This is a genomic window from Aquisediminimonas profunda, from assembly GCF_019443285.1.
GTDB classification, from domain to species: Bacteria; Pseudomonadota; Alphaproteobacteria; order Sphingomonadales; family Sphingomonadaceae; genus Aquisediminimonas; species Aquisediminimonas profunda.
The window spans coordinates 2772304-2785942 of the sequence record NZ_CP080327.1 but is presented as its reverse complement, the minus strand read 5'-3'; the positions used below and the strand labels follow the sequence as shown (position 1 = coordinate 2785942).

The 13639-nt window shown below is 56.9% G+C and carries 15 protein-coding genes, 1 tRNA gene and 1 pseudogene; 12 read left to right on the top strand and 5 right to left on the bottom strand.

All coding sequences use genetic code 11. The features are described from left to right. Window positions 1–53 precede the first annotated feature (53 nt). Window positions 54–929: a peptidylprolyl isomerase gene (locus tag K0O24_RS13790; RefSeq protein ID WP_219893285.1), complete on the bottom strand. Its 876-nt coding sequence runs from the start codon at window positions 927–929 to the stop codon at window positions 54–56. 75 nt (window positions 930–1004) lie between these two features. Between K0O24_RS13790 and K0O24_RS13785 the strand changes: the two genes are divergently transcribed. Together K0O24_RS13785 and K0O24_RS16990 are read left to right on the top strand one after the other, a co-directional pair. Continuing rightward, a tRNA-Ser gene (locus K0O24_RS13785) sits at window positions 1005–1095 on the top strand. Between the two features lie 489 nt (window positions 1096–1584). Continuing rightward, window positions 1585–1773, top strand: a pseudogene (locus K0O24_RS16990) (IS6 family transposase); the annotation flags it as partial. Window positions 1774–1968: 195 nt separating this feature from the next. On the opposite strand, the gene K0O24_RS13780 reads toward K0O24_RS16990, so the two are convergent. Continuing rightward, window positions 1969–2688 (bottom strand): Bax inhibitor-1/YccA family protein, encoded by a 720-nt coding sequence (locus K0O24_RS13780; RefSeq protein WP_246611023.1) that lies wholly within the window; start codon window positions 2686–2688, stop codon window positions 1969–1971. Window positions 2689–2794: 106 nt separating this feature from the next. Next, window positions 2795–3709, bottom strand: a complete 915-nt coding sequence (locus K0O24_RS13775; RefSeq protein ID WP_219893284.1) for a hydrogen peroxide-inducible genes activator — start codon at window positions 3707–3709, stop codon at window positions 2795–2797. Between the two features lie 97 nt (window positions 3710–3806). On the opposite strand from K0O24_RS13775, the gene K0O24_RS13770 reads away from it, so the two are divergent. The 4 genes from K0O24_RS13770 (at window position 3807) to K0O24_RS13755 (ending at window position 5990) form a co-directional block, all read left to right on the top strand. Continuing rightward, window positions 3807–3980: an HP1242/YdcH family protein gene (locus K0O24_RS13770; RefSeq protein WP_219893283.1), complete on the top strand. Its 174-nt coding sequence runs from the start codon at window positions 3807–3809 to the stop codon at window positions 3978–3980. An 80-nt stretch (window positions 3981–4060) separates the two neighbouring features. Further along, the gene (locus K0O24_RS13765; RefSeq protein WP_246611022.1) at window positions 4061–4324 is read left to right on the top strand and encodes a TFIIB-type zinc ribbon-containing protein; all 264 of its coding nucleotides are present in this window, start codon (window positions 4061–4063) and stop codon (window positions 4322–4324) included. Between the two features lie 58 nt (window positions 4325–4382). Beyond that, window positions 4383–5387: a TerC family protein gene (locus K0O24_RS13760; protein WP_219895648.1), complete on the top strand. Its 1005-nt coding sequence runs from the start codon at window positions 4383–4385 to the stop codon at window positions 5385–5387. A gap of 12 nt (window positions 5388–5399) precedes the next feature. After that, the gene (locus tag K0O24_RS13755; protein WP_219893282.1) at window positions 5400–5990 is read left to right on the top strand and encodes a phosphoribosyl-AMP cyclohydrolase; all 591 of its coding nucleotides are present in this window, start codon (window positions 5400–5402) and stop codon (window positions 5988–5990) included. A 370-nt stretch (window positions 5991–6360) separates the two neighbouring features. Here K0O24_RS13755 and K0O24_RS13750 read toward each other — a convergent pair whose 3' ends face one another. Beyond that, a complete protein-coding gene (locus K0O24_RS13750) occupies window positions 6361–6786 on the bottom strand; it encodes an RrF2 family transcriptional regulator (protein WP_219893281.1) in 426 nt (141 codons plus the stop codon). A gap of 82 nt (window positions 6787–6868) precedes the next feature. Here K0O24_RS13750 and K0O24_RS13745 point away from each other — a divergent pair, with 82 nt between their 5' ends. From K0O24_RS13745 to K0O24_RS13730, 4 genes are read left to right on the top strand one after another with little or no spacing between them, the layout of a single operon-like run. After that, on the top strand, window positions 6869–7324 hold the full coding sequence (locus tag K0O24_RS13745; RefSeq protein WP_219893280.1) for a group III truncated hemoglobin: 456 nt from the start codon (window positions 6869–6871) through the stop codon (window positions 7322–7324). After that, window positions 7324–7614 carry a TehB family protein gene (locus K0O24_RS13740; protein ID WP_219893279.1) on the top strand — a complete coding sequence of 97 codons (291 nt, stop codon included), beginning with the start codon at window positions 7324–7326 and terminating at the stop codon, window positions 7612–7614. Before K0O24_RS13745 ends, K0O24_RS13740 begins: the two co-directional genes overlap by 1 nt. Next, entirely contained in the window at window positions 7607–8071 is a 465-nt protein-coding gene (locus tag K0O24_RS13735) for a hypothetical protein (protein ID WP_219893278.1), read from the top strand. Before K0O24_RS13740 ends, K0O24_RS13735 begins: the two co-directional genes overlap by 8 nt. Window positions 8072–8091: 20 nt before the next feature. Further along, window positions 8092–10404 carry a nitric-oxide reductase large subunit gene (locus K0O24_RS13730; protein ID WP_219893277.1) on the top strand — a complete coding sequence of 771 codons (2313 nt, stop codon included), beginning with the start codon at window positions 8092–8094 and terminating at the stop codon, window positions 10402–10404. 157 nt (window positions 10405–10561) lie between these two features. On the opposite strand, the gene K0O24_RS13725 is transcribed toward K0O24_RS13730, so the two are convergent. Further along, window positions 10562–11290, bottom strand: a complete 729-nt coding sequence (locus K0O24_RS13725; protein ID WP_219893276.1) for an oxygen-binding di-iron domain-containing protein — start codon at window positions 11288–11290, stop codon at window positions 10562–10564. Between the two features lie 61 nt (window positions 11291–11351). Here K0O24_RS13725 and K0O24_RS13720 point away from each other — a divergent pair, with 61 nt between their 5' ends. Both K0O24_RS13720 and K0O24_RS13715 read left to right on the top strand, forming a co-directional pair. Next, on the top strand, window positions 11352–11825 hold the full coding sequence (locus tag K0O24_RS13720) for a hypothetical protein (protein ID WP_219893275.1): 474 nt from the start codon (window positions 11352–11354) through the stop codon (window positions 11823–11825). Window positions 11826–12401: 576 nt separating this feature from the next. Further along, complete coding sequence (locus tag K0O24_RS13715) at window positions 12402–13118, top strand: SDR family NAD(P)-dependent oxidoreductase (protein WP_219893274.1); 717 nt, start codon at window positions 12402–12404, stop codon at window positions 13116–13118. The last annotated feature ends 521 nt before the right edge of the window (window positions 13119–13639 follow it).

The window sequence follows — 13639 nt, the reverse complement described above, 5'->3', positions numbered from 1 at the left end:
ATTTTTCGACGATCCATCGATTTGGACCACTTTGGGAAGCCAGCGTATGATTCTTACTGTCCACCCGCTTGCACTGACAATTTTCGAATTGGCACCGGGACATTACAGATGTCTGCACCGCCAGCCGGAACGTTGAAGAATGCGTCGTGCCGATTGGCACGTGCCAGTGAATATGCAGCAAAAGACGGCGATTCAATGCGCAAATTCTGCCAGCGGTCGCGACTGCCGGCCTTGATGCTGGTTATGAAGGTGCGCTCTTCGGGCTTTTCATAAAAGCCCAGCGCACCCGTGCCACGGGGCAGGGTCGTCAGGGCCGAAATGCCATCAATCACTCTACCAACCACCGCAAGGTTCCGGTCAAGATGACGCGGCGCGTGGCCGTTGACGACGTAAAGCTCAGCACCATTGCCGGTATCTGGCGCCAGGTTTCGGCCGACACCGATCATCCCGAAACAATGCGGTAGCCAGGCCTGCTTTCCATCCGTTGCAATTGGCCAGCCGTGCCCATGCCCCACGCGTCGCGCATAGGGATCGGGATAGGGCAGGGGGAGAAACCCAAGGCCATTCAGTGGCCGAACATAGTCACTGGCCGGTGCCGTACCGAGACCTGCTGGAAGTGCCTTTTTTTCCGTCGCGTCCCCCCATTGCACGACATAGTTTTCCTGCACCCGGTTGATACTTGTCCCGTCCCAGAAATGCGCTGCAACCAGTTTGCGGATATTGGCGACATGGACGGGAGCAAACTCGTGCACGAGTTGGATCGTGACAACGGACCCATTAGCCAAAGTCATCTCAAGGAGATCCTCTTGCGCAATATCTTGCCAAGCCGTGGCGGGCGCAGATGAGACGATCTCGGCAGGAGATGGCGCCGCTTCCGGAGCAGAAGCAATAGCCAGCAGCGCGAATGGTGCAAAAACGTATTTTGTCATGCGTGCTTTTTACACAGCCTGTTCGCTTGCGAAAGTCCGACCAAGTCGATAGTGGCCCTCGCTTCCAGAGCATGCGGAGCGGTGGCCGAGTGGTCGAAGGCGCTCGCCTGGAAAGTGAGTATACGGCAAAACCGTATCGAGGGTTCGAATCCCTCCCGCTCCGCCACCATATATTGATTTATATAGGTTTTTTTAACCTAGTGACGTTCGTTCCCATAAACGCTCCCCAATAAACCGGGCGCTAGGGCCATTTGCGGCCTGATCCATTTTGCTCTCGTTCTTGGAAGCCTCCGGGCTTCAATGTCCGCTTTTGGGATGAAATTGGTTGAGCCGCAATGACGACTTTGGGGCGGAAAGCGGACATTAGCAGATTTGCCCACTGGGCGACATTCGCGGTACGTGCAGCAGCGGGCGTGGATCTTCGATCCACTTTAAAAGAAAGCCCCAAGCGTGTTGGCCTTAAGGATGGGCCAGCCAGCCTAGCTCCTCCCTGTCGCGCCGATATGTGGCAACTAGGTCAGCCAGCGTGCTCGGCAAGGTTTGGAGTCTGTCTCGCAGCAGACCTGCCCATAGGCCAGAAGGGACTGGCTGGTCAGGTACTGTCAAAGCAAGAGCACTTGATTGCAAAGCGAGCTTGTGAGGCTAGGGCCGGGCGATGCCCAGACGTTGCAAAGCAGCCAACCCATTTCGCTATTTCAACTCGTCACCCAAGATCATCCGGCTGGTCGTGATGATGTATGTTTGCCTTCCGTTGAGCCTTCGAAATGCTGAGGACCTGCTGTTCGAACGCGGGATCGACCTTTGCCACGAGACGGTGCGGCCATGGTGGAACCGTTTCGCTCCAGATGTTCGCCTTGGTCCATTCCAATGTCCACCTTGTTTACCGCCAAACTTACAAGACCTGTCACCCGGCCGCCTTGGCCGAGTGACAGAACCTCATGCTATGAGGTGACGCTGAGAAGGGGAGAACTCCGCCGATCGCAAACGGGTTGCAGTTAGACTGACAGCACCCCTGATGCGACGGCTATACGAACAATCGTCACTCAGATTTCTGAACACCGACCAACTGAAGCAGGAGCTGGAAGATATTGACGAAATTGAGATAGAGGGAGAATGCACTCATTACAGCCAACTTCTCTGTCGCCGCGCCAGCGCCATAAGCGATATATTCGGCTTTTGCACGCTGCGTATCCCATGCTGTCAGCCCTGTGAACACAATCACGCCTATGATCGAAATCACGAGCTGCATGGGGCCCGATTGCAGGAACAGGTTGACGAGCGATGCGATGACGACACCGATCAGTCCCATGAACAGAAAGCTCGACCAGCGCGACAGATCGGACTTCGTGGTATAACCGAAAAGGCTAACGGCAAGAAACATCGAGGCCGCGATGAATAGGGTGCTGGCGATGCTGGCACCGGTGAACACCAGGAAGATGCTCGCCATGGAGATGCCCATCACCGCCGCGAAGCCCCAAAGACAGGCGTAGGCGCCCTGGAGGCTGATCCGGTCGAACCGGAAGCTGAAGAACATGGCGAACGCCAGTGGTGCGAACATTGCCACCCACTTCAGCGGCGTACCAAAAATCGGCTCATACAGCGCTGGCGTTGCGCTGATCGCAAAAGCTATCGATCCGCTAACGATGAGTGCGATACCCATGTTGCGGTAAATGCCCTGCATATGATGCCGGAGCCCTGCGTCGAATTTCGATGTCGACTGGGCTCGCGCGTTTGCGGAGGCTTCGAAATACGGTTCCATCTGGTCTTTTCCTGCAAATCCGAAAGTACGAACAATCTAATACAGGAAGCATTGCAGACCTAGGAGCGATTGATGGATTCATTAGGCGAGAATTGATAGATAGTATCTATCGGAAATCCTCGCCGAGAATGCGGCGCGCTTCGCCGGCGATCGCTTCGGCGATGATCCGGTAGATGTCGGAATATGCAGCGCCATCGCGCCAGACCGCAGCGATAGACCGGCTGGCACTCCAATCCGCCAGGTCAAGCCGCTTGACCATGTCTTCGCCACCGACCTCCGAGCGCAGGTATAATTCGGGAATGATCGCGAAGCCGAGCCCAGAGCCACACATCTGGCGAAGCGCATCAAGGCTTGTTCCCTGATAGTCCTCAAGTACCAACGCACCAAAGTCCTCGCACACTTCCCTGACCTGGCGGTAGGCATGGTGGCGCTGGTCAAAGCTCAGGAAGCCTGCGCCTGCCAGATCCTGCTTCCGCACCAGCGCCGCCTTCGCGACCGGATGATCAGGGGGGCACACAATATGGAGCGGTTCGCGAAAAAGTGGTTCGATGTGTAGCGCGCTTCCCGATACCGGGAGCGGCGACAGGATCATGTCCAGCTCGCCGCGCGCCAGTTCGCGGGCCTGTTCATCGGGAATTCCCTCTCGAACATACAGGCGCATGTCGGGATGGGCGCGGTGCAAGGATGCGACAATGCGCGGCATCAGATACGGCCCAAGTGTGGGCGTTACGCCGAAGCGGATCGTGCCTCCGATTCCGGTCTTCGCGCGCTTCGTCATGTCCTCGATATCTTTCACTTCCAGCAGCAGCTTGCGCGCCCGAGTGACGACTTCACGTCCGATGGGCGTCAGCTGAACCGGACTTTCATTGCGTTCGACCAGAGTCACGCCAAGCCGGGCTTCCAGTGCCCGTAATTGCTGACTCAGTGTCGGCTGCGAGACATGCACGGCATCTGCCGCGCGCCGAAAGTTCCTATAATCGGCAATGGCGACAAGATAGGTGAATTGGCGCAGAGTGCTCATGATCATCCTGATAGCTATATACTATCAAGGATATATCAAATATTCAATTTGAGCAATCGCAATTTCTGGCTCAGTATTCTTGTCAAGGAGATTTGCCGTGAACCGATATTTTGTCCGTCTGCAACAAGAACATCGCCGTCTGAACCGGCTCATCGACAATTGCCGGAACGGCGCGCGGCAGAATGATATGAAAACACTCAAGCGCCTGCGCCTCAGGCTCAAGGACGAAATTGCCCGCATACAGCGCAGCCCGTCTCTCAACCCCCGATAAGGCCCTGCGCTATGGGGCGGCGCATCCCTTCGCCGCCCCAAACTCTCTCTTTTCCCGCTCTATTGCCAAGAAGGTTTCTGATGACTTCTCACGATGAAATGTCCTGCCCAACTTGCCGCGTCGCGCTTGTCATGAGTGACCGGCAGGGAATCGAGATCGATTATTGCCCGAAGTGTCGCGGCGTGTGGCTGGATCGAGGGGAACTCGACAAGATCCTGGAACGCTCGCTTGCCGCAGCCGTTCCGGCCGCGCCCCCAGTTGCCGCGCCGTCCGCCCCTTTTGGGCATCATCAACCTTATTACGGCAAGCGGCGAAAATCGTTTCTCGAAGAGCTGTTCGACTAAACTGCTGCTGCTCCACATCCTCAAACAAAATTTCTTTTCCTGATCGGACCGCTGCATGATTGAATTTCTGCTGGCTTCCTTTTTGGGTACGCCGGTCTGGTTCTGGCTGGCGTTCCTTGCCATTGTAGTGGCGCTTACTGCGTTCGACCTCGGCCTTCTGCACAAGGAGGACCGGGCGATGGGAATCGCTGAGTCGCTGAAGCTGTCCGCTTTCTACATCACGATAGCGCTTGCCTTTGGCGCTTGGGTCTGGGCCGAAAAGGGTGCCGACCTAGGCATGAAGTATTTTACGGGCTTCTTCATCGAGAAGGCGCTGTCGATCGACAACATCTTCGTCATCAGCCTCATCTTCACCTATTTCGCCATTCCGGCAAAGTATCAGTACCGTGCGCTGTTGTGGGGTATCATTGGCGTCATCGCGCTGCGTGGGGGCATGATCGCTGCCGGAGCTGCGCTGGTCAGTGAAGCCTATTGGGTGCTCTACATCTTTGCCGCCTTCCTGCTTGTGACCGGCATCAAGATGTTCTTTGCAGGCGATTCGCAGCCCGACCTCAGCAACAATTTTGCCATCCGCTGGATATCCGGGCATATGCGGGTCACGAAAGAGCTGCATGCCGAACGCTTTTTCGTCTCTGTGCCAGACGAACGCACGGGCAAAATGGTGCGCGCCGCAACACCTCTGTTTCTCGCCCTGGTGGTCATCAACCTTGCCGATCTGGTGTTCGCGGTAGACTCTGTCCCTGCGATCTTTGCGATCACCACCGACACCTTTGTTGTCTACACATCGAACATCATGGCGATCCTCGGGTTGCGCGCGCTCTACTTTGCGCTGTCCGCCATGATCGACCGCTTTCACTACCTCAAATATGCGCTGGCAGCCGTGCTGGTGTTTATTGGCTCGAAGATCTTCGTCTCCGATTTCTTGCTGGGCGGCGCCAAGTTCCCTCCCGCAGCAAGCCTTGCAGTCACTTTCGCTCTTATTGGCGCCGGTATCGGCTGGTCGCTGTGGAAGACACGAAACGTCCCAGCTGCAAGCCAATCCTCGTCCATCACAATCCCATAAAGGAGAAAAACCGTGAAACGCTTTGTTCTATTCGTTCCGCTTGTCGCAGGCCTGGCCCTTGCCTATGCACCAGCGCTTGCGCACACCAGCACCATAGCGCCAGTCGTTGCATCAAGCGCAATCTATGCGCCGATCACCGTCGCCGAGGTGGAAGCCGCGCAAAAGGCGTGGGGCGAAGCTCTGGTGGCGATTTCCACTGAATATGACACCAAGGGGCATGCCGCAGCAAAGCGTCTGGCTGAGCAGGTACTTGATACGGCCTATGGCTACACCATGGGGCCAGTGCTGTTCAAACCAACCCTGACAATGGCGCCACAGACCTTCCGAACCACACGTGATGGCGCGCTCGCCTACTTCGTCGGCGGAGACAAGGCCTATCCCAACGACGGCGGCTTCGCCCTCAAGCATTGGCGTAAATTCCAGCTCGAGAATGCAGGCATCGTCATTGCCGGAAATACTGCCATATCAATGGGCAATCTCATGCTCTGGGATGACAAAAACAACATGACCAAGGTCGACAAGACGTGGGGCTATGTGCGTGGCGGAGATGGCAAGCTGCGCATCGTCCTGCACCATTCCTCCCTTCCCTATACGCCAAAGTGACCCGCCGCATCAGCGGGCTCTTGACGTTGACTGACAATCTCAGCCGAAGGCGGTTTGGGCCTTTCCCTGACAAGTGGCCCATTCTGAAAATGAGAATACCGGCTGTTTGAGCCTTTAAGGGAGCAAAATCGAACGAAAACTTGTACTTCAAATCAGAGCATCAGGATGAGTCCGTCGCCAAGACATTTGGCGCAGCGCACTTCGCCGTTTAGCACAATATCGGCCTCGCTTGGGGTTTGTTGTTAGGCGGCGAGCTTTCGGTGTTGCAAGCACCGATATGCTGGCGACAGACGGTTCAACGCCGCTTGCTTTGGTCTCAACGGATGCCGGGTTTCTATGGCTTCGTTCTAACAATTCGGGAGCGGACGCTCTACGGGAGCCGCTGCCTGAACGCTCCTTGATCTGGAATCAGGTCGGCTACAGTGATTACGTCGAGATGATTTGCGAAGGCTTCGAGCGCACCCGCAAGGGCATGGCGTAAACCGCATGCCGGTGTGACCACGCAGGTGTTGGTCCTGGCGTCAAAACACTCAACGAACGCGCCCGTGTCTTCCATGATACGGACAATCGCGCCCACATTCAGTTCCGCAGGTGGCTTCGCGAGCTTGAGGCCGCCGCTTCGGCCACGTACGCTATCAACAAAGCCTTCCGCGGTCAGCCGCTGCGCCACCTTCATCAGGTGGTTCTTCGAAATGCCATAAGCTCTGGCGATATCAGCGATCGAATGATGGCCGTCCTTCACTGCCAGATACATGAGGGTGCGGAGGGCATAGTCCGTTTGCAGCGAGAGTCTCATTAAAGATGCATATCAGATATTGCATTTGATCGCCAACCGTCTAAACGATGCAAATGAAATACATCTTAATCGAGTCGAGACTATGAATGCGGTGGACCATGTCGCCCAGGCACGCGCCCGCAAGTTGGCGGATGCCTTGGCTTGCGGCATCGACGATGCTTTCATCTCTCAGCTTGTGGAGCAATTTTACGAAGCGGTTCGCCTAGATGCGATGCTCGGCCCAATCTTTGGCGCAAAGGTTAACGACTGGCCGTACCATCTTGCGCGGATGAAGGATTTCTGGGCTTCGGTCTTGCTGGAATCGGGCCGCTTCAGCGGTAATCCGATGAAGAAGCACATTGCGATTGGCGGGCTCGATTCAGCGCATTTCGCACGCTGGCAGTCAGTGTGGGACGCGACCCTCACCAGGATCGCGCCGAACGAGCAAGTCGCGAACCAGTTTCGCGATGCGGCGCGGCGCATTGGCGAAAGTCTGCTGACCGGCATCAAGGTTGATCGTGGCGGGCCGGCAGCGATTTCTGCCAAGGCGGCTGCCTGATGTCTGCACCCTATGCCGCATCCCCCATATTCGATAACCAGACATTGCCCGCTGCGCTGCGGAATGATCACCGCACCAAAGCGGGTGCTTGGGGGCTGCTGCGCGTCCTGGAAGGCGAGGTCCGGTTGATTTTCACCGAACCACGCATTGAACATCGCGTGACGCCCGATTCTCCGGCCATCATTCCTCCTCAGGCCACACATTATGTTGTGCCGGCTGGCGCGATGCGCATGCAGGTTGAATTCTTTCACGAACGTCCAGACCTGAATGAGGGGGCGACCAATGGATGACATTGCTCTGGCGCGTGCCATCCATGTGATCGCGGTACTGTTTTGGATCGGCGGTGTCGGCTTTGTCACCTGGACTCTCATGCCGGCACTCAGGGCCAATGAGGAGCCCGCTGATCGCCTGTTCCGGTTCCAGCAGATTGAGAGCCGCTTTGCATGGCAGGCGCGGATCTGGGTCACGCTGGCCGGTGCGAGCGGGCTGTGGTTGATTTACCGCGCCGATATGTGGAGCCGGTTTGGCGAGCTTCGGTTCTGGTGGATGCATCTGATGGTGGCGTTATGGGCGATATTGGCGCTCATGCTGTTCGTGCTGGAGCCCTTGGTGCTGCACCACCGCATGGCACAATCCCTTACGCCGGAAGCTGATTTTGGGCGCATGATGCGGCTGCATCAGGTGCTGGGCATTATGGGCGCTTTGACCGTGTTCGGCGCTGTCGGTGGCAGCCACGGGCTTTTCTGAACTTCTTGGGGGGAACTACCATGGAAAGCTATGAAACGACGTTCAGCGTCAAGCGGCTCTGGACGATTCTGGTTGTTGGCATGGTCGTCATGTTTGGCATCATGCTACTCCTTGGACAGCAGATTTATCAGCAGGCTCCGCCGATCCCCGAGACAGTCAAATCAGCGAGTGGGGAAACACTGTTCACACGCGCTGACATTGAAGCCGGGCAAAATGTCTGGCAGTCAATTGGAGGTATGGAGCAAGGCTCGATCTGGGGTCATGGCAGCTACCTCGCCCCCGATTGGACTGCCGACTGGTTGCACCGGGAAGCAGAAGCGCGCCTTGCCTTGTCTTCAGCGAAACCCCTGCCGGGGCTGACTGCCGCGCAGGCACAAGCCGTACAAAAGGCCGCACTGCGTGAGGAAATGCGCACCAACAGCTATGATCCGGCGACCGGGATCATAACGGTCAGCGACACCCGCGCCGCGGCAATCAAAAAAGTGCAGACGCACTTTGTGAGCCTATACCAAGGCAATGACGGAGTGGCATTGGCGCTGCGCGAAGCCTATGCCTTTCCGGTCTATGGACAGCTATCGCCTGAAGAGGCCCGGCAGGTTTCGGCCTTCTATTTCTGGACGGCCTGGGGCGCGACCACCAACCGCCCCGGCGACACCATCACTTATACCAGCAATTGGCCGCACGAACCGTTGGTCGGCAATGTGCCGACAACCGGAACTTTGCTGTGGAGCCTCGCCTCGGTCATCCTCCTGTTGGCGGGCGCAGGCGCGCTGATTGCCTATTATGCCAAGCAGTTCGACGTCTGGCGCAGTGATATCTTGCCTGAACAGGGTTTGGCCCTGTCCGACAATCTTGCCGCAGCGGTCATCACGCCATCCATGAGAGCGACCGCAAAGTATTTCTGGGTAGTCTGTGGACTGTTCGTGACTCAGGTGCTGCTGGGAATTGTGACGGCACATTATGCAGTGGAAGGGCAGGGTCTTTATGGCCTGCCTTTTGCCGAATATCTGCCCTATGCAATAACGCGCACCTGGCACACCCAACTCGCCGTGCTGTGGATCGCCACGGCATGGCTGGCCACCGGGCTATACGTTGCGCCCATGCTCGCCGGTCGAGACCCCAAGTTTCAGCGTTTTGGTGTGAATTTCCTGTTCATCAGCCTGCTGATCATCGTGATCGGTTCGTTTGCGGGGCAATGGGCGGCGGTTCACCGCTTCTTCAACAGCTTGACGGCCAATTTCTGGTTTGGGCATCAGGGTTATGAATATGTCGATCTCGGCAGGTTCTGGCAGATATATTTGCTGATTGGCTTGCTCTTGTGGGTTGCGTTGGTGGTGCGTGCTCTATGGCCCGTGCTTCAGGAGAAAGGCAGCAAATCGCTAATCTATCTCGTGCTTGTATCGGCGCTGGCCATCGGCCTTCTCTACGGTGCCGGGCTTATGTGGGGTCAGCATACAAATATTGCAGTTATGGAGTATTGGCGCTGGTGGGTTGTGCATCTTTGGGTGGAGGGCATTTTCGAGGTCTTCGCCACCGCCATTATCTCGCTATTGTTCGTTCGCATGGGCATTTTGCGGACGTCAACCGCTACCGTGATGGTGCTTTTTGCCACCATCATCTTTCTGTTCGGTGGGGTGCTTGGTACATTCCACCACCTGTATTTCAGCGGAACGCCCACCTCAGTGATCGCCGTTGGCGCAATGGCTTCTGCGCTTGAAGTCGTGCCACTGCTGGTCGTCGGCTTTGAGGCCTACACGCGCCACAAGGTTGAGCATGAGGCTGAGTGGGAGCGGACGTATCACTGGCCCTTCATGTTCTTTTCAGCCGTCCTTTTCTGGAATCTGGTCGGTGCGGGGTTGTTCGGGTTCCTGATCAATCCGCCCATCGCACTCTATTACATGCAGGGGCTCAACACGACTGCCAACCATGGTCATGCTGCCCTGTTCGGCGTTTATGGGATGCTCGGGCTGGGCCTGACACTCTATTGCATGCGCGGGCTCACCGATGTGGCGCAGTGGCATCAGAAGTCGCTCAAGATTGCCTTCTGGTCGCTCAACATTGGCATTGCGATGATGACTTTCCTATCGCTGCTCCCGCAGGGCATTCTCCAGACCTATACCAGTGTAGAGCATGGTTATGCCTATGCACGTTCCGCGGAATTCATCCATAGCCCGATTATGCAGGCGCTGGTCTGGGCGCGGGTTCCTGGAGATATTGTCTTCAGCGTCGGTGTCTTCGCCTTTGCGTGGTTCATGTTCCGGGCGTTCGTGCCTGCTCTGCGAGAGACGAGTTCGCATCCGACTGACAGCAACGTCACCGACCCCGCAAACTAGTCTTCGAGCAGGGAACGCCTCGCAAAAGGCGCGTTCGGAAAAACGAACTCCCCTTGGCTCTTAGACAGGCAAGCTGATAAGATTTAGCTCTGTCACGCGGGAATGCGCGTGCCACCTTGGCTCATACTTTCCGATGTGTCCAAGTTTGGGGGGGCATTCAGGCGCACAGAGCATCCGCTAGCCGCATAAGCAGCGCAGCCCCGTCGCCGCGCCAGGCGCTGCCATGCATGCAAGCAAGAGTTCTTGGTTTGGTGCCAGCCAGTCGAGCCAGTGTTTGCCGGGTGTCCGGGCTGTGAGCATAATAGTCCATTGCCCGACGAAAGTCTTCGCTCGGTTCGAGGATATCAGTCTCGGTCAAGGCATCAGCGCCGCCGCCACCTTGAGTGAACAAATCACCGCAGAACAGGGTAGCCGTCGCCCGTTCAAACAGGAATCCGTTGTCCCAGCCATGGGGTACGTGCGGCGCAGCGAGCCACTCGACTTGCCGTCCTCCAATATCGAGCACCTCGCCATCGGTCATCACGCGTGGTGGCCTTTCGGCAATATCGCCAATGGTGGTCATGGCAGCCACTGCGCCGCAAAGCGGAACAGCGTGCGGTGCGATTTGCAGCCATTGGTTCAGCGCGCCGCATTCGTCCGCTTCCACGTGGCAGAAGCCGATATAGTGAAGTTGTGAAGCGGGCATGACATGGTCCACCGCCTCTCGCACTATGGGAAAAAGCTGACGCGGACCGGTGTGGAAAAGCAGCGGGCGGTCAGCCTGCACCAAATATTGGTTGAACGAGAACCCCTTGCCGCCATCAATCGCGACGGGTGTATTGATGCGCCAGATGCCTTGCGCCACCTCGCAGACATTGGTGCCGCTTTCAGTGTTGGTGATCGCCATCCAGACCTCCTCGGACTTTCAACCTTCATGAATTTTTAGGCGTTTACGACAGGCGTTTCCAGTGAACCGTTCGGCAATCCTGAGCAACATTTGGGCGCGACCGAAAGGACTTTGGTCCGGTGTTGTAAAGGCACCACGAGAGGACTTTGGAACGTTCGCTATCCATCCCATTGCCGACGTTTGCGCTTCTATTCGCATTTATGCGAAATGGCCCGATGAAGAGTCATCGGGCCTAAGGTTGGGATTGTGGAAATATCCCGCAGGTCGCGCGCACGACCGCGAGATGATCCGCCAACTCAACCTCGAGGAAAGTGCGAAGGTTTGTCAGCGCGATGCGCGCAGGGCACAACTTTGGCACGCTGCGCATTTAGCCAGCAGTGAAGCGGCCAACGAATATGCCGCTCGGTTTCAAGACTACCAACGCGCCATGGCGAACTATGCCCGCAGTCGTGTGCGCTTCGCGCGGCAAATGGATGATTGGCGCCGCGCCGTAGACGCTTGCCGTGCTGGGGACTATTCAGCATGCGACAATTAACGGACATCCCGCTTCGGAATTAGTGCGATCATTTTCAAACAATGTGGTTGCGAACGACGAATCGGGACCGTTAACGGACCATCTGTTCGCGGCTCGCCAAGCGCGATGATTGCCGTTGCGGCGTCGACCTCTTTCCGGTCTTTACAGGGCAATTGAAGTAAAAGCAGCTTTCGATCGTTCCTGATTGATGACCAAAAGTCTTAGGCGACCACAATAAAGGGCACAATTGTGCAAGTGTGAGATAATTTGCAGTTCGGCCGATAACACCATCAAAAATTCCACTAAAAGTTCTTCGATAAGGGAGCAGCTTGTAAATGCGGCGCATTTGGCTGGCTTTGCACCCCTCATTTCACTCGACACGCACAATTGGGAAGGTCCTGTAGAAGCAAACGCACCTGATTGAAAATTGAGCCTGTAAGGGGCACTGTAAAGGCAACTGCACCATTCGGTTACGGGGGCAGGCTATCTGTAACCAGGAGATGATGAAGTGACTTATGACAATCCGATTTGTTGCCGCGTGATTGGAAATGCCATCTCCTCGATGGCATCGCTCGCAATGCATGAAAGGGCCAAGGCATGAACCCGCTGATGCTGGAGGGCCGCCGCATTATCGTTACCGGGGGGGGATCAGGCATCGGCGCAGCGACAGCGGCGCTTGCCCGCGAGCAAGGCGCGCAGGTGTTCCGCGTCGATCTGGCGGGCGAGGCTGAGCTGCAGATCGATGTGACTGGTGCAGGGGCAAGCGAACAGATTGTTGCAGCTGCAATCGCAGCGATGGGCGGGCTCGATAGCGTGGTCGCCTGCGCTGGGGTGGTGCAGGGCAATACGCTCGAAAACTTCGAAGACTCGATGTGGGATCGCACGCTTGCGATCAACGTAACAGCGCCGTTCAAGCTGGTGCGCGCCGCCGTTCCGGCGCTGCGCGAATGCGGTCGAGGCAGGGTGGTGTTGATTGGATCGGTAATGTCGAGTTTCGGTGCGCCGGGGCTTGTTGCGTATGCCGCATCAAAGCACGCGGTTCTCGGGATGACCAAGGCCATGGCAAGCGAATTGGGCGTGGATGGCATTACCGTGAATTGTGTGCAGCCCGGGGCCATCGAGACTCCGATGACGGCCGGCGCGTTCAGTTCTGATCCCGCCTTTGCCGAATTCTGGCGTAACAAAGCGGCGCTGAAGCGGCTCGGGCAGCCGGGTGACATTGCCAGCGCGATTGCCTTCCTACTTTCGGATGGGGCAGGCTTCATCAGCGGTCATGGCATCTTTGTCGATGGCGCGGCAATGTCTGCACCGTGAACGCCATAGAAAAGGGCGCTGCGTCGGCCATGACTCCGCGTCTCTTTCCATTTCGTGCAGCACTTGCGGATCAGAACTGCAGGCACGGGTGCCGGTAAAGCAAACGCGCCTGATTGATAGTTGAGTGGTTGACGGCAGGGCTGTGCGGCGCCGAGATCATGCAAACAAGCCAGCCCGTTTCGTTCTTGCAAGTCGTCGACCGGGATCATCCTCAGGGTCGCGAAGATGCAAGTGCACTTTCCGCCGTCGTGGCGAAATGCGGCAGTTCTGCCATTCGAACTCTGGACCTACAATTGCCGTGAGATTGTGCCTCGCGGCCCTCGCCATGCCTCCGTCATTGGAGCTGTGCCTCCCAAGTGGGACAGGTCTGGACCTTTGTTCGCGGCTGATTTCCGGGGCCTGCTGGTGATCAGGAAGAGCGGGTTGCCGCAGTGGAAGTTACGCCTTGATGAGGCGTTCGTAACCCGAAGGGCTGCGAAGCCATCGTCTTTGGCAAGCTGAACTACATGTGGCGCGCGGTC

Excerpts from the sequence above, each read along its gene's own strand:
- K0O24_RS13790 (WP_219893285.1), bottom strand. The coding sequence starts at position 929 with ATGACAAAATACGTTTTTGCACCATTCGCGCTGCTGGCTATTGCTTCT.
- K0O24_RS13780 (WP_246611023.1), bottom strand. The coding sequence starts at position 2,688 with ATGGAACCGTATTTCGAAGCCTCCGCAAACGCGCGAGCCCAGTCGACA.
- K0O24_RS13775 (WP_219893284.1), bottom strand. The coding sequence starts at position 3,709 with ATGAGCACTCTGCGCCAATTCACCTATCTTGTCGCCATTGCCGATTAT.
- K0O24_RS13765 (WP_246611022.1), top strand. The coding sequence starts at position 4,061 with ATGACTTCTCACGATGAAATGTCCTGCCCAACTTGCCGCGTCGCGCTT.
- K0O24_RS13750 (WP_219893281.1), bottom strand. The coding sequence starts at position 6,786 with ATGAGACTCTCGCTGCAAACGGACTATGCCCTCCGCACCCTCATGTAT.
- K0O24_RS13745 (WP_219893280.1), top strand. The coding sequence starts at position 6,869 with ATGAATGCGGTGGACCATGTCGCCCAGGCACGCGCCCGCAAGTTGGCG.
- K0O24_RS13740 (WP_219893279.1), top strand. The coding sequence starts at position 7,324 with ATGTCTGCACCCTATGCCGCATCCCCCATATTCGATAACCAGACATTG.
- K0O24_RS13735 (WP_219893278.1), top strand. The coding sequence starts at position 7,607 with ATGGATGACATTGCTCTGGCGCGTGCCATCCATGTGATCGCGGTACTG.
- K0O24_RS13730 (WP_219893277.1), top strand. The coding sequence starts at position 8,092 with ATGGAAAGCTATGAAACGACGTTCAGCGTCAAGCGGCTCTGGACGATT.
- K0O24_RS13725 (WP_219893276.1), bottom strand. The coding sequence starts at position 11,290 with ATGGCGATCACCAACACTGAAAGCGGCACCAATGTCTGCGAGGTGGCG.
- K0O24_RS13715 (WP_219893274.1), top strand. The coding sequence starts at position 12,402 with ATGAACCCGCTGATGCTGGAGGGCCGCCGCATTATCGTTACCGGGGGG.